This is a genomic window from Alteromonas sp. M12 (assembly GCF_037478005.1).
Taxonomy (GTDB): domain Bacteria; phylum Pseudomonadota; class Gammaproteobacteria; order Enterobacterales; family Alteromonadaceae; genus Aliiglaciecola; species Aliiglaciecola lipolytica_A.
The window spans coordinates 896,956-912,325 of sequence record NZ_CP144164.1 but is presented as its reverse complement, the minus strand read 5'-3'; the positions used below and the strand labels follow the sequence as shown (position 1 = coordinate 912,325).

14 protein-coding genes are annotated in these 15,370 nt (G+C 40.7%); 8 read left to right on the top strand and 6 right to left on the bottom strand.

Translation table 11 applies throughout. The annotated features are described in order from the left end of the window. The first annotated feature begins 74 nt into the window (after window positions 1-74). On the top strand, window positions 75-974 hold the full coding sequence (rdgC, locus tag VUI23_RS03830; protein ID WP_216047555.1) for a recombination-associated protein RdgC: 900 nt from the start codon (window positions 75-77) through the stop codon (window positions 972-974). A gap of 94 nt (window positions 975-1,068) precedes the next feature. Here the strand turns inward: rdgC and VUI23_RS03825 are convergent, their stop codons facing one another. After that, complete coding sequence (locus VUI23_RS03825) at window positions 1,069-1,902, bottom strand: HDOD domain-containing protein (protein ID WP_216047556.1); 834 nt, start codon at window positions 1,900-1,902, stop codon at window positions 1,069-1,071. 272 nt (window positions 1,903-2,174) lie between these two features. Here VUI23_RS03825 and VUI23_RS03820 point away from each other — a divergent pair, with 272 nt between their 5' ends. Together VUI23_RS03820 and VUI23_RS03815 are read left to right on the top strand one after the other, a co-directional pair. Then, entirely contained in the window at window positions 2,175-3,860 is a 1,686-nt protein-coding gene (locus VUI23_RS03820; protein ID WP_303500911.1) for a Zn-dependent hydrolase, read from the top strand. Between the two features lie 229 nt (window positions 3,861-4,089). Next, the gene (locus tag VUI23_RS03815) at window positions 4,090-5,976 is read left to right on the top strand and encodes an EAL domain-containing protein (protein WP_342806900.1); all 1,887 of its coding nucleotides are present in this window, start codon (window positions 4,090-4,092) and stop codon (window positions 5,974-5,976) included. Here VUI23_RS03815 and VUI23_RS03810 read toward each other — a convergent pair. Genes VUI23_RS03810 through folB form a run of 4 tightly spaced genes read right to left on the bottom strand, consistent with a single transcriptional unit; the run spans window position 5,973 to window position 8,060 of the window. Next, window positions 5,973-6,344, bottom strand: a complete 372-nt coding sequence (locus VUI23_RS03810; protein WP_216047558.1) for a histidine triad nucleotide-binding protein — start codon at window positions 6,342-6,344, stop codon at window positions 5,973-5,975. The genes VUI23_RS03815 and VUI23_RS03810 overlap by 4 nt on opposite strands. A 58-nt stretch (window positions 6,345-6,402) precedes the next feature. Then, the gene (locus VUI23_RS03805; RefSeq protein ID WP_216047559.1) at window positions 6,403-7,203 is read right to left on the bottom strand and encodes an undecaprenyl-diphosphate phosphatase; all 801 of its coding nucleotides are present in this window, start codon (window positions 7,201-7,203) and stop codon (window positions 6,403-6,405) included. Continuing rightward, entirely contained in the window at window positions 7,200-7,703 is a 504-nt protein-coding gene (folK, locus tag VUI23_RS03800) for a 2-amino-4-hydroxy-6-hydroxymethyldihydropteridine diphosphokinase (RefSeq protein ID WP_216047560.1), read from the bottom strand. Before folK ends, VUI23_RS03805 begins: the two co-directional genes overlap by 4 nt. Before the next feature lie 3 nt (window positions 7,704-7,706). Further along, window positions 7,707-8,060 (bottom strand): dihydroneopterin aldolase, encoded by a 354-nt coding sequence (gene folB / locus VUI23_RS03795; RefSeq protein WP_216047561.1) that lies wholly within the window; start codon window positions 8,058-8,060, stop codon window positions 7,707-7,709. A gap of 124 nt (window positions 8,061-8,184) precedes the next feature. Between folB and plsY the strand changes: the two genes are divergently transcribed. Beyond that, on the top strand, window positions 8,185-8,805 hold the full coding sequence (gene plsY, locus VUI23_RS03790) for a glycerol-3-phosphate 1-O-acyltransferase PlsY (RefSeq protein ID WP_216047562.1): 621 nt from the start codon (window positions 8,185-8,187) through the stop codon (window positions 8,803-8,805). Between the two features lie 155 nt (window positions 8,806-8,960). On the opposite strand, the gene tsaD is transcribed toward plsY, so the two are convergent. After that, the gene (tsaD, locus tag VUI23_RS03785; protein WP_342806898.1) at window positions 8,961-9,974 is read right to left on the bottom strand and encodes a tRNA (adenosine(37)-N6)-threonylcarbamoyltransferase complex transferase subunit TsaD; all 1,014 of its coding nucleotides are present in this window, start codon (window positions 9,972-9,974) and stop codon (window positions 8,961-8,963) included. 234 nt (window positions 9,975-10,208) lie between these two features. On the opposite strand from tsaD, the gene rpsU reads away from it, so the two are divergent. The 4 genes from rpsU to rpoD all read left to right on the top strand — a co-directional run bounded on the left by rpsU (window position 10,209) and on the right by rpoD (window position 15,001). After that, a complete protein-coding gene (rpsU, locus tag VUI23_RS03780; RefSeq protein ID WP_008845199.1) occupies window positions 10,209-10,424 on the top strand; it encodes a 30S ribosomal protein S21 in 216 nt (71 codons plus the stop codon). A 105-nt stretch (window positions 10,425-10,529) separates the two neighbouring features. Next, window positions 10,530-10,973 carry a GatB/YqeY domain-containing protein gene (locus VUI23_RS03775; protein ID WP_216047563.1) on the top strand — a complete coding sequence of 148 codons (444 nt, stop codon included), beginning with the start codon at window positions 10,530-10,532 and terminating at the stop codon, window positions 10,971-10,973. Between the two features lie 126 nt (window positions 10,974-11,099). Beyond that, complete coding sequence (dnaG, locus tag VUI23_RS03770) at window positions 11,100-12,884, top strand: DNA primase (RefSeq protein ID WP_342806896.1); 1,785 nt, start codon at window positions 11,100-11,102, stop codon at window positions 12,882-12,884. A 287-nt stretch (window positions 12,885-13,171) separates the two neighbouring features. Continuing rightward, window positions 13,172-15,001 (top strand): RNA polymerase sigma factor RpoD, encoded by a 1,830-nt coding sequence (gene rpoD, locus VUI23_RS03765; protein WP_342806894.1) that lies wholly within the window; start codon window positions 13,172-13,174, stop codon window positions 14,999-15,001. Window positions 15,002-15,370: the final 369 nt, after the last annotated feature.

The following is a 15,370-nucleotide window of genomic DNA, read 5'->3' as shown; positions in this document are numbered from 1 at the left end:
TTCAACTAATGGTCAGAGGCACACTTAGTGCTGGGCTTGAATACCAATTAAAAAATCCTGATTAAGTAGAGAATATGTGGTTTAAAAATCTAAAACTCTTTGCCATTACGCAAACATTAGACTGGCAAGAAGATGATATAGAACAAAAATTGGCGGAGTTTAAGTTTCGTCCGTGTAATAGCCAAGAATTATCCACCATGGGCTTCTCCTCTCCTTTCGAGTCTGGCAGTAGCTTACTTCACAGCGCCCAAGGGCGAATTTGGATCACCCTTAAAAAGCAAGAACGGATCTTACCTGCCGTTGTAGTGAATGCTGAACTTGCCGAAAAAGTTGCACAAATAGAAACTGAAACAGGCTCTGCCGTAGGTAAAAAAGCCAAACAAGATTTAAAAGAAGAAATAATTCGTCGGCTATTGCCACAAGCGTTTACCAAAAACAGTTTTACCCACGGCTTCATCTCAACCAAAGACAATTTGGTTGTAGTAGACGCCTCAGCCGATGGCAAAGCAGAAGTCTTTTTAGCAATGATCCGCAAAGCTATGACGACTTTGCCGGTAGTGCCTTTGTCCCGTAAAAGTATTCAAGGCGAGCTAACAAGCTGGATACAAGACTCTTCTGCACCTAGTGACGTGGTATTGCTCGAAGAAGCAGAATTCCGCGGGCAAGGGGAAGAAGACAGCATCGTACGGGTCAAAAATCAAGAATTGATGGATGATGAAATTCTGCACCATATCAAAGCCGGTAAATTTGTCCACAAACTGGCTATTGAGTGGGATGAGTGCCTAACAGCTATGCTTGAAGAAGATTTATCAGTTAAGCGTCTTAAATTTACCGATGTGGTAAAAGAACAAAACGATGATATTGCCAAAGAAGACAAATTAGCGCGGTTAGATGCCGACTTTACATTGATGTCTGGTGAAATAGTGCGTTTTTCACAATGGTTAGTTAAAACCTTCGCTTTGGATCAAGAGTAGTCTGTTCTGAATCTTTAGTCATTGATTTAAATAATGCTGTATTAAGGACTCCTTAATACAGCATTAAATTTATAACGTTTAAGTTATTTAATTATCAAGCAAAAACGGCTTTTGCGCTGGTACGGGCCTCGATAAACTCTGGACTTTCCAACAAGCTCACATCTTCAATAATTTTCTTGTCTAAACATATTTTTAAAACCGCATCTTTTTGGCTATCGAACACACCACTTAACGCAGCTCCAAGTCTAACAAAATCAATGAAACTGGCCTCTTCTTCTTGGTAGCTCATATCTCGCCACTTTTCTGCAATCTTGACAAACTGCTCATCAAAATCCCATTGACGCATGATTTTACCACCTATGTGTCCAGACAATTTGATAATCGCAGCATCTAAAAATTTAGGATTCGCAAACACTTCTTCATGACGTTCTGCTTCGGTCAAAATCGGCAATACACCAATATTGTGAATTAACGATGCCAATGTCAGTGTGTCTAAGCTTAAATGACGTTTTTTACTTTTTGAATAAAACTGTAAAGCAGCCACTGCATAAGACAGACTTTCGATAGTTTGGTCCCACATCTGCGCAATGTAGCTTTTCACCAATTCATTTTTAGAAACAAATAGTTGTTCCATTGCTAAAGCAGTTGAAATGTTTTTGATTTGACTAAGTCCAATGCGCGTTACGGCTTGAGAAACTGAAGTCACTTTAATTGTTCTGCCTAAATAAGCGCTATTGGAAATTTTGATAATTCGAGCACTTAACGAGGGATCCTGAGCAATAATATCCCCCATGGAATTAAGATTAATTTTCGGGTCATCTGCAGCGCGCCTAACTTTCAAGGCGATGGCGGGAAGTGTTGGCAGAACAATCGTATCATTTTTAATTTTTTCAACAAGAATGGTTAGCAACGCGTTCTCTGTGGACATATTTCTTCCTATATAATTGAGCGGAAACCTACTCGACATTTAAAATGACGGCAGTCGTATCAATAATTAGTCTGTTAAGTATCTTCATCTCTATTGTATTGGTAAAATTAAAGATACTATAAGGCTTATAACCTATATTGCTTTTAATAAGCAGCGAAAGCTAATTTATACTGCAATTGATTATGTACAGAGCTTATAAGCTACGCATACCAATTTAAATTTGCAATTCAATTATTTATGCATTCAATAAAAAATACAAATTAGGATGAGCAATGATTAGAAAAAAACTTCTCGTATTAACTATTTCCGCGGTTTTTATGGCCGCCTGTTCAGATTCATCAAATCAGCAAGAAATCACCAAATCTCAGCAACAAACGCCGGCTAAAACTGAAAAAGTTGAATTGCTTGCCGGAGCTGAGGAACGCTTAGATATTTATTACCCAGTGGCACTATCAGCAGATTTATCAGCTTACAGTGATAATCAGAAGCAAATGTTGTCGTTGTTAATCGATGCGTCCAAAATTATGGACGAGCTGTTTTGGATGCAGGCATTTGGTCAACCTAAGCAAGAGTTTTTGGATTCGTTGACTGACCCTAAAGTGCGGGCATTTGCTGACATCAACTATGGGCCTTGGGACAGATTAAACGGTGATAAACCATTTCTAACTCAAACCGAGGAGAAACCTTTAGGAGCTCAATTTTACCCTGAAGATATGAGTAAAGAAGAGTATTTAGCAAGTGATATAAAACAAAAAGACAATCTGTATTCTATGGTTTCCCGGGATCAAAATGGTAAATTGATAGAAATACCTTATGCAGATTATTTTGCTGATGAATTAGAAGCGGCCGCTGATCTATTAATTCAAGCATCAGAATTAGCTGACAATCAAACCTTTGCAAATTATTTAAAAATTCGTGCCGACGCTTTGGTCACCGACAATTATCAGCCATCTGATTTTGCATGGATGCAAATGAAAGATAATCCAATAGAACTAGTTATTGGACCAATCGAAACCTATGAAGATCAACTATTTGGCTACCGAGCTGCCTTTGAAGCCTATGTTTTATTAAAAGATCTCAGTTGGAGCGAACGTTTAGCTAAATATGCGGCGTATCTACCTGAGCTTCAAAAAGGCCTTCCGGTTGCAGATGAATACAAAGCGGAAATGCCTGGCAGCAATGCAGATCTCAATGCTTATGACGTGATCTACTATGCCGGACATTCAAATGCTGGCAGTAAAACCATAGCAATTAATTTGCCTAATGATGAAGAAGTGCAACTTAAAAATGGTACACGTAGGCTACAGCTCAAAAATGCCATGCGCGCAAAGTTTGATCACATACTAATGCCAATATCTGAACTATTGATTACACCAGAACAACGTAAGCACATTACCTTTAATGCGTTCTTTGCCAACACTATGTTCCACGAAGTTGCCCACGGACTCGGTATTAAAAACACCCTTGATGGTGAAGGAACCGTTCGCGGAGCGTTGAAAGAGCATGCTTCAGCTTTAGAAGAAGGCAAAGCCGATATTCTAGGTCTATATATGGTTGAGCAACTTCTTAAGAAAGGTGCAATAACCGAGGGCCAACTTGAAGATTATTACGTCACCTTTATGGCTGGTATTTTCCGTTCTGTGCGATTCGGTGCATCAAGTGCTCATGGAAAAGCGAACATGATTCGATTTAATTTTTTCCAAGAAAAAGGCGCCTTTAGCCGAGACGAAAATGGTCTCTATCAAGTCAATATGGAAAAGATGGGCGATGCTATAGCTGCGCTGTCGGAAGTTATCTTAACCTTGCAAGGTGATGGAGATTATCAAGGTGTTGGCCAATTGGTAGCTGAAAAAGGAATCATTAAAGAAGTCCTTGCCCAAGATTTGCAAAAATTGACCGATGCGAATATTCCAGTGGACGTCATTTTCAAACAAGGTAAAGAAGTTCTTAAACTTTAGTCTAAAATTGAGTCAACAACGCTTTGTAGGTGTTCACAATATCTACAAAGCGTGATTAAATGAGTTTCTTGCAGTTAAATTACGCGCTTAAGGTTAATTAGCGAATCGCATTTAATTAACTAATATTATAAATCACAACAATCTTTAACGTTATTGCAAATTGTGAGGCAAAACGATTAAATCTCACTTAGCACTTAAATCAAAACATCATCAGGATGCTGCTGAGATATTGTACAGCAATGGTTATGCGGGCATTGTTATTAGTCTTGTTGCATCTTCTCTTCTCGTCTTCGGTTTTACCAATGCAGAAATCCAAACCTTTAAAATCTATTGGTGGGTTTCGATGGTTGGATTGTTGCTAATTCGATTAGCTGACACATTCTTTTGGCTTAAAAAAAACAAAACCACAGAAATGGATGGCAAACGATCAATTCTTCGATTTTCGGTTGGTACTATAGCGACTGCAACCATGTGGTGTGTTTACTGCCTCATACTATTCCCCTATATAGATACTATTGAGCTTGCCTTTAATATAATTATTGTCTCAGCAATGGCTGGAGGAGCCAGTACTGTGCTAGCCGGTAGCAAAGCTACAGCGATGTTATACAGTGCTATTTTGTTAATTCCTTTTTCCATTGCATTGCTACTTGAACCGCAATTTCACGAATATATTTTGGGGATATTAGGCTTGTCGTTTGGTTTTATAATGCTGCTTACAGCGAATAAGTCTGCGGATTTCACAACCCTCGCAATACGATTGAAAAATGACAATGCAACCTTAGTTGAACATATGGAAGCCGAAGTCACAGCTCGGACACATCAGATTTACGAGCTGTCGAACATTGACCCACTAACTGGACTGTTTAACCGCAGTGCTTTTTTGAATCACTTGCGTGCAGATTTGAAAAGTAGCATCAAAGCTGAAAAGCCGATGGCATTATTGTTTATTGATTTGGATGGCTTCAAAAAAATCAACGATACTATTGGCCATGAAACTGGCGACATGGTACTTAAACAGACATCAGACCGTCTAAAAGAAAACTACAAAAACCATCAACTTATATGTCGTTGGGGAGGAGATGAGTTTTTAATTGCATTAGAAAATACCAATCAAAGTGAAGCTATCGTTATCGCGAATAACCTGATAAAACATATTTCGGCACCTTATATTTTCTCTAAAAATCGCTTATCAATTAGTGCCACTATCGGTATTGCCATGTATCCAGAGCATGCGACTAATGAACAAGTACTTATCCAGTTAGCCGATACTGCAATGTATTATCAGAAAAAAGCATTTCCCTCTACCGCGGGAGTATTTTCTGCGCACCTTGGTAAACAGCTGGCCCGCGAACAACGCCTCAAAGATGCATTGAGTGAAGCAATTGAGAACCAACAACTCAGACTGGTATTTCAACCCATTGTCGACAGCGAAACATTCCAACCTGTTGCGTTTGAGGCGCTGCTACGGTGGCAACTGGTAAACGAAAACATTCCGCCATATGAGTTTATATCCATTGCTGAACAATATGGTCAAATCAGAAAAATTGGCGCTTGGGTGTTATGTGAAGCCTGCAAAGAAGCTAAATCGTGGCAAACTCAAAAAGCCTTGTCGGTGGCTGTAAATGTCAGCGTGATTCAATTACAAGACAATGATTTTATTGAGATTGTAGATAACGCGTTATCTGAATCTGGCTTACCCGCCAAGTTTCTGCACATTGAAATTACTGAGTCTGTATTTGCTGCAGACAAAGAAACCTTACTAGACAAAATAGCTTGCCTTCAAAACCGAGGAATCAAAGTATCGATTGATGACTTCGGGACTGAATATTCTTCACTTTCTGTCATCCAAGAACTATCCGCTGATAAGGTTAAAATTGACCAAGCTTTTGTTGCCAGTTTAGACACCAATGGTATGCCAATTGTGAATGCAGTACTGCAAATTGCGAAAGCGTTTGGTTACGATGTAGTAGCTGAGGGGGTTGAGAGTTTGCAACAAGCAGAGATCCTCAGAAAAGCAGGTGTAAATCATCTCCAAGGGTTTTATTTCGCTAAACCCTTGGAAACATCAATGCTCAAGCAATATTTAAAAGGACGCGCTTTACCGCTAATCGATTAAGGTAATTGCTGCTTTAAGGTATCTTGATAAGGCGGCCACCCCATAGGTTTTCCAGCTAAAACGTGCAAGTGAATATGGTAAACTGTCTGCCCACCATCTGTATTACAATTCATCACAGCGCGATAACCACTTTCAGCAAAACCTTGCTCTTTAGCTATGTGAGCAGCAGCTAAGTAGAGTTGACCAACAATCTCTGCATCTTCAGCTTGAATGTCATTGATAGTGGCTATTGCCTTCTTAGGAATAACAAGAAAATGCACAGGAGCTTGTGGATTAATATCTTTGAAGGCAAGTACCTGATCATTTTCGAAAATAATCTCTGCAGGTATTTCACGGTTAATTATTTTTGTAAAAATAGTTTCAGACACAATCTAGCTCCTCATTAATTACGTTTTAACAATAAACGGATAAACCGAACAACTAGGTTTACCAAAAAACAAAGCCTAACAAAATTACGCCAAGCACTAATCGATATATGACAAACGGCAACATACCAATTTTTGATATCCAAGAAAGGAACAAAAAGATACAAGCATAAGCGCTAATGAAAGACAGACCAATACCGTAAAATAATGCTTCCCAGTCAACCGAAGTATCTGCTTGTAATAGGTCTAAAGTTGCTAACAACCCAGCCCCGAGGATAACCGGTATCGATAGTAAAAAAGAAAAACGCGCAGCGCTTTCTCGATTCATTCCCAACATTAACCCAGCGGTCATTGTAATACCTGAACGGGATGTACCAGGAATTAACGCAATCGCTTGCGCTAAACCGATAAAAAGTGCATTTTTCCATGTTAGTTGATAAATGTTTTTAGTTAGTTTGCCAGTGACGTCGGCATACCAAAGTACCAAACCAAAGACTATGGTTGTGCAGGCAATAACCAATGCTGAGCGGGCATATTCTTCAATAAAATCTTTAGCCAAGAAACCAATAACCACAGCTGGAATTGTCGCCAAAATAACCCACCATGCTAATTTACTATCATCGGTCTGCTGCTTACTAAAACCCGATTGCACCCAAGCTACCAACATCCGTGCAATGTCCGCTCGAAAATAAATCATAACGGCAAGTAAGCTGCCCACATGGACTGCCACGTCGAAGGCCAAGCCTTGATTTTGCCAACCGAGTAATTCAGATGGAAGAATTAAATGTGCAGAACTTGAGATAGGTAGGAATTCGGTAATGCCCTGAATGATGGCTAATATTATAATTTCGAACAAAGTCATAATGTCGCGGGGCTCCAGTTAAATTCAATCGTCCATAATTTTTGTTGGCTTTGGTCATAGTTAGCCAACATTGCGGCAATACTTATTTGGTGTACTGGATGAATGACATCTCCAGCTATTTCACTTAACGGTATTAGTACAAAGGCATTGTAATCAATTTCGTGGCGCGGCAATACAACGCCATCTTCGGTTACCACATCGTCAAACAACAGCAAATCCAGATCCAGTGTTCTAGGCGCGAATTTCTTTTCACCACGCACTCGACCATTATCATTTTCTATGGATTTAAGGATTTCGCATACTTGCTGTACTGATTTGCACGTTTTAGCGCCAACCACCATATTATAAAAGTGTGACCCACTAAAACCAACAGCTTCGCTCTCATACACATTAGATAGGGTTAGTTCACCAAACTCAGCAAATAAACCATTTAATCCGGCACGTGTATACTTATCCCGCTCAACATTGCTGCCAATGCTAATATAAATTTGATGTAACATTACTTATGCGTGTTCCCGATAAAGTTGTACTGTCACTGCTTTAGCATTTGGCAATATATTAGGTTTAGTCACCGACACTCTAGCACTTTCAACACCGCGATAACTCAAAGTATGATGAATCACATGCTCAGCTAACGCTTCTAACAACTGGAATTCACTGTTATTGGCGATTTCTTCAACAGCTAATGCTAAAGCGGCATAATCAATAGTGTTTTTAACATCATCCGACTTTGCAGCGGCACTAAGATCTAAACTCAGTTCGATATCAATCAACAGCGCTTGTTTTGCCTCTCTTTCCCAATCGTAAACACCGATTAGTGACTTGACTTCCAAGCCTTGTATAATAATTTTGTCCATGACAGATCCGCGCAGTTATAATATCTAAATGCAGTAAAGTGACAGCGCATATGAGAAGTTAACGCAAAATCACTTTATCCGGTTTACTGGTTCGAGAGTTTAACTTGTTAGGAAGACCAAGTATATGACAGCACTAACAATATTGATGATCACTTCAGCCTATTTAGCCGGATCTATATCCAGTGCAATGCTGGTAAGTAGCTTGTTTTATTTACCTAATCCTAGATTGCACGGCTCAGGCAACCCTGGCGCGACCAATATTTTACGTTTAGGCGGCAGACTACCCGCAATTTTGGTGCTGTTGTTTGATGTTTTAAAAGGAACAATTCCAGTTTGGTTTAGCTATTACCTCGGATTCTCACCTTTAATCCTTGGGTTTGTGGCTATAGCAGCATGCTTAGGGCACATTTTCCCATTATTTTTCAGCTTCAAAGGCGGAAAAGCAGTGGCTACTGCATTTGGCGCAATGTTACCCATTGGCGTAGAATTAGCCGGCGCTCTAATAGCGTGTTGGGGTTTGGTGGTATTCGCCACTGGATACTCTTCGTTAGCCGCCATATCAGCAGTGGCGTTATCGCCAATTATTACCTACTTCGTAAAACCTGAATATACCTTGCCCGTTAGCATGCTTGCAGTACTTATTATCTTGCGTCACAAAGATAACCTAATACGTTTATTTCGTGGCCAAGAAAGCAAGATATGGGAAAAGGGCAAAGCGCGGGGATTTAAAAAGCCATCTAAATAAAGATGGCTTTTGGAAATTTAACTACCTTATTTTTTTCTATAAACTCTTAGCAATCCAACCCTCATCTAAATGAGCATTTAGTCTTAGGTTAAGAACATCAGTAGAATTGTACAAAAACAAATTACAATATTTTCCCAAAAAAACTGAATATAAAGTTATATTGCAGGCAACGTATCTAAAGACCAGCGAGGTTTGGCTTTACTATTGAGCGATTCTACTTGACCGGCCTTAAGACGTTGTAAACCGGCGTAAGCAATCATAGCGCCATTATCTGTGCAAAATTCTAAGCGCGGGTAATACACCTTACCGTTAATCTTTTTCATCATCCCTTCGAGTTGTTCTCTGAGCATAGTGTTGGCACTAACTCCGCCGGCAATCACTAAGCGCTTTAATTTTGTTTGCTTGAGTGCTCGTCTACATTTAATTGCTAGGGTATCCACTACTGCTTCTTGGAATGCATAGGCGATATCGGCTTTAGTTTGCGCATCTAAGGTTTCTGAACGAATCGTGTTGGCGGCTGCAGTTTTTAAGCCGCTAAAGCTAAAATCCAACCCTGGTTTAGAGGTCATGGGTCGCGGGAATTGGAATCGTCCCGGTGTACCGCTTTCAGCCAACTTAGCCAACAAAGGACCTCCGGGGTAATCGAGCCCCATCATTTTTGCGGTTTTATCAAATGCTTCACCTGCAGCATCGTCCACTGATTCTCCCAAGACTTCGTATTGCCCAATACCCTCAACTTTGACCATCATTGTGTGTCCGCCAGACACCAACAAAGCAACAAACGGAAACTCCGGTTTGGGATCATCAAGCATAGGTGCCAACAAATGGCCTTCCATATGATGGACTCCAACAGCCGGTACGTCCCAAGCAAAGGCTAAACTTCTGCCAACAGATGCCCCAACTAGCAAAGCACCAATTAATCCAGGGCCTTGAGTATAAGCAATACCATCAATCTGCTGCGCTGTCGTATTTGCATCCAACAACGCCTTTTTAATTAATGGAACGATTTTCCTTATGTGGTCCCGAGATGCCAACTCTGGCACAACACCACCATAATCAGCGTGCAGCTTTACCTGGCTATATAATTCATGGGAAAGTAGCCCTAACTGATCATCCAATATGGCCACGCCAGTTTCATCACAGGAAGTTTCAATTCCTAAAATTCGCATATTCAATTATACTCTGCATCAAAATTGCTCGAAGTTTACCTTTGCACCACCGAAGACGCTATAGTTCTGCTAATTTAAACAATAAAAAGCAAAAAACTTACTGCAAAAGTAAAATAATATTCAATCTTCCCTTTACAAGCGCTCAGCGAATGATTAAAATTCCGCACCATTTTTGACCGCACCGGCTATTTTTTGGGCTGGTAACCAGATTTAATATTTTGAGGTGAGATTTTAATGCCAATCGTTAAAGTAAGAGAGAACGAACCATTTGACGTAGCACTGCGTCGTTTCAAGCGTTCATGTGAAAAAGCAGGTGTTCTTTCAGAAGTTCGTCGTCGCGAATTTTTTGAAAAGCCGACTTGGGAACGTAAGCGTAAGAAAGCAGCTGCTAAAAAGCGTCACTTGAAAAAGTTAGCTCGCGAAAACGCACGTCGCATCAAGTTATACTAATATCTCGCTTCTGTTGCTTGAAATTTAAAGGGTATTTGAATTTTTTTAAATACCTAGTTTCAAGCGCCAAGCTGTCTAAATAGTTTTACGTTTTAGAGTTTTCAGATGACCCTTCTTGAACAACTAAATCAAGCAATGAAAGATGCAATGCGCGCTAAAGACAAACTTCGTCTTGGCACAATACGTATGGCACTTGCAGCGGTTAAGCAGCGTGAAGTAGACGAGAGAATTGAGTTAACTGATACTGATGTTATTGTACTGCTAACCAAGATGGTAAAACAGCGTAAAGATGCTGCTAACCAATTTGAAGATGCGGGTCGTCAAGATTTGGCGGATACCGAAAAAGCAGAAATCGAAGTTATTCAATCATTTTTGCCTCAACCGTTAACGGAACAGGAATTAGATGATTTGATTCAACAAGCGATGCAAGACACTCAGGCTGCGGGGATGCAGGATATGGGTAAGGTTATGGGCTGGTTAAAACCAAAAGTCCAAGGCCGTGCTGATATGGGCAAATTAAGTGGTCAAATTAAAGCTAAGCTTGCCTGATTACCTTAAGCCACTCGCAAAACTATTCCCAAGCCGCAATTGCAAAATTGCGGCTTGTTTGTTTCTGCCCCTTACTGATAAAGTAATGATTGTTTAACCCCTTTTTTACAAGTTTGAATCCTATTCATGGCTGGACGAATTCCAAAAGATTTTATCGATGATCTGATTGCTCGTACTGATATAGTCGAATTAGTCGATAGTCGCGTTAAATTAAAAAAAGCAGGTAAAAATTACCAAGCATGCTGTCCTTTCCATAGTGAGAAAAGTCCTTCATTTACCGTTAGCCAAGACAAACAGTTTTATCACTGTTTTGGTTGTGGGGCTCATGGCAATGCGATTTCGTTTATCATTGAATACGACCGTCTAGAATTTCCAGAAGCAGTAGAAGAGCTAGCCAGATTTCATAGTTTAGAAGTTCCGCGAGAGCAAGGTGCCAAACCCGGGCCCACGCCACAGCAAAAAGCGCAAATTGCTGATGATTACCAATTGATGGAACAAGCCTCTCGATTTTTTGAACATCAACTCAAGCAGCACGAGCAAAAAAACAAGCCGATTGAGTATTTAAAGCAACGTGGACTTAGTGGTGAAATAGTCAAAGCATTTGGCATAGGCTATGCTCCGCCTGAATGGGATGGAATTTACAAACAGTTTGGCACTACGCCAGAAAAACAACAGCAACTGCTTGATTTAAAATTGATCACAGAAAATAATAATCGCCGTCGTTATGACTTTTTCAGAGATAGGATCATGTTCCCGATCCGCGACAAACGAGGCCGAGTAATTGGCTTTGGTGGTCGCGTACTTGAAGATGGCGGCCCCAAGTATTTAAACTCGCCAGAAACTCGCATTTTTCATAAAGGACATGAGTTATACGGCTTTTACCAAGCCAAGCAAGCTAACCGAAAACTTGAACGTTTAATGATTGTTGAAGGTTACATGGACGTAGTAGCGTTAGCGCAATTTGGTATCGACTACGCAGTAGCTTCATTGGGCACCTCCACGACCCCAGAGCATATACAAATGCTATTTCGCGCTGCGCCAGAGATAATTTGTTGCTACGACGGCGATCGTGCCGGTCGTGAAGCAGCATGGCGTGCTCTAGAAAATGCCCTGCCGCAGCTTAAAGATGGCGTGGAAATGAAGTTTTTGTTTCTACCCGATGGCGAAGATCCAGATACCCTAGTGCGACAAACCGGAAAAGAACAATTCGAAACGCTTTTAAGAGAGAAGTCAGTACCTTTGTCTCAATTCTTTTTTGAAAACCTCATTCAACAATTCAACGTCGGCAGTAGCGAAGGAAAAGCTGCGTTAACCAAAGCCGCGAATGAATATATTGAGCAAATCAATGCTGAAAATCTTGTGGTTCTATTGAAAGAAGAGTTACGTAAAAAGATCAAAGGTGACAGCTACAAAGCCGATATTTTAGAAGATATTAAACAAGCAAATCGAGTAGGCAAAGCGCAAAAGCTCGACTACCAATTACCCAATAAAAATAACATGTCGCCGGTTAGAAAATTATTGCGGCTGTTATTGTTGCACCCTAATTTAGCCAGACAACACCCAGATATCCAACCGGCTGCATTAAATCCTGACTTTATAAAAGGTTTGCATGTGTTGATAAAAATGCAGGCGTTTTGTGCGTCTCAATCAGCGATCAATACGGGCCATGTATTGGAACACTTCAGAGGTGATCCAGAAGCGAAGTTTTTGCAACAACTACTGCAAATTGACCATGACGCTGACGACAAACGCCCAGACAAGCTTTACATCGACAGTTTTAATCGATTGATTGAACAACAGCTTAAAGCTCGCTATCAACAACTTATGGCCAAAGGTTCAGCGATGACCAAAGAAGAAATGCAAGAAGTAAAATTGCTGACCCAAACAAAAGCGACTTATAGTGCCGAATGAAAATCGTACAACCTTGTCTTATGGTAAATATTTAACACGCTGTTTATGCGCATGTTTTATTCAAATGGCACTTGAATAAAAACTATTCACCCATACATAAGAGAAACTGTGAGGTTTAACGATAAAATACCGGAAAATGGCTTAATTAACTGGCCTGACTAACGGGTTTTCTGCTATACTGGCTAATTCGCAAACGCCTCGGTGCACGCAGATTTTATCTGGATTTGACAATTTAGATTGGGCAGTTCCAGGTACACTTTCAACTGATTTTGAGAAACGTAGGTTATATGGCGCAAAGCAAGCAGTCTCAGATAAAACTCCTTATTGTAAAAGGAAAAGAGCAAGGTTATTTAACTTTTGCTGAAGTAAACGATCACCTTCCCCAAGACATTGTCGACTCTGATCAAATCGAAGACATTATTCGAATGATCAATGATATGGGTATTCAGGTATTCGAATCAGCTCCCGATTCTGACGAATTGTTAATGCAAGAAACGACAGCCGATGAAGAAGTGGCTGAAGCAGCGGCTCAAGCGCTAGCTACGGTTGAGAGTGAAATTGGTCGCACAACTGACCCTGTCCGTATGTACATGCGTGAGATGGGTACGGTTGAACTTCTGACCCGTGAAGGCGAGATCGAAATTGCCAAGCGAATTGAAGATGGCATTAACCAAGTTCAATGCTCAGTTGCAGAATACCCAGAGGCAATTACTTATTTGCTTGACCAATGGGACCAATTCGAAGCTGAAGAAATTCGTCTTAGTGACATTATCATTGGTTTTGTCGATCCTAATGAAACCGATGTTGCTCCTACCGCAACCCACGTTGGTTCTGAGTTATCTGAAGAAGAACTGGATGACGAAGATGACGACGAAGATGATGAGGACGAGGAAGAAGAAGATACTGGTCCTGATCCTGAATTGGCTAGAGAAAAATTTGATGAGTTGCGTAAGCAGTACATTAAAGCCCGCGATGTAATCGCTCTCAAGGGCCGTTCACACAAAGACGCTAGAAAACAAATTAATGAACTAAGTGAAGTTTTTAAAGAGTTTAGATTAATACCAAAACAATTCGATCGCATGGTTAAAAACATGCGCGGCATGATGAATAGAGTGCGCGTGCAAGAACGAATTGTAATGAAACACTGCGTTGTAAACGCAAAAATGCCTAAGAAAGACTTTATTAAGGCATTTGCAGGCAATGAAACCACCACTGATTGGTTGGTAGCAGTGCTTGAAAGTGGTGCTAGTTACGTTCCTGCACTACTTGAAGTTAAAGAAGAATTAGAACGCGCTATCAGCAAGATGAACCAAGTTGAAGAAGAAACTGGGCTTATCATTGCTGATATCAAAGACATCAACCGTCGTATGTCGATTGGCGAAGCGAAAGCTCGCAGAGCTAAGAAAGAAATGGTTGAAGCTAACTTACGTTTGGTTATCTCCATTGCTAAAAAGTACACAAACCGTGGACTACAATTCTTGGATCTTATCCAAGAAGGTAATATTGGTTTGATGAAAGCGGTTGATAAGTTTGAATACCGTCGTGGTTATAAGTTCTCAACTTATGCGACATGGTGGATTCGACAAGCAATTACACGTTCAATTGCTGACCAAGCTAGAACTATTCGTATTCCGGTACATATGATTGAAACGATCAATAAATTGAATCGTATTTCTCGTCAAATGCTACAAGAAATGGGTAGAGAGCCAACACCTGAAGAGTTGTCAGAACGCATGATCATGCCTGAAGACAAAATTCGTAAGGTACTTAAAATTGCTAAAGAGCCAATCTCCATGGAAACGCCTATCGGTGATGATGAAGATTCGCACTTAGGTGACTTTATTGAAGATAGTACTATTGTACAGCCTCTCGACTCTGCCACTGGCGGCAGTCTTAAAGACGCGACTCAAGAAGTACTTGCAGGGCTAACCGCTAGAGAAGCAAAAGTATTACGTATGCGTTTTGGTATCGATATGAACACTGACCACACTTTGGAAGAAGTAGGTAAGCAGTTTGACGTTACCCGTGAACGTATTCGTCAGATCGAAGCTAAGGCATTACGTAAATTACGTCACCCAAGCCGCTCTGAACAATTACGCAGCTTCTTGGACGAGTAATTGGTTGCATAGATACAAACCTTTAAAAAGCCGCTTAATAGCGGCTTTTTTGTTTGTGTTCACTCTTGGTGTAGCAGGATGATTTAGCCCCGAAAAGCCAACCAATGCCATGGCCTGTAGGCGGATGCTTTAGCCCCGTGAAAAGCCAACCAATGCCATGGCCTAAAGACCATGCTACTTTGGATTCAGGATGCCCAGACCTGTAGGCGGGTGCTTTAGCGCCGCGAAAAGCAAACCAATGCCATGGCCTAAAGACCATGCTACTTTGGATTCAGGATACCCAGACCTGTAGGCGGGTGCTTTAGCGCCGCGAAAAGCAAACCAATGCCATGGCCTGAAGACCATGCTACATCTCCTTTTGGATTCGGG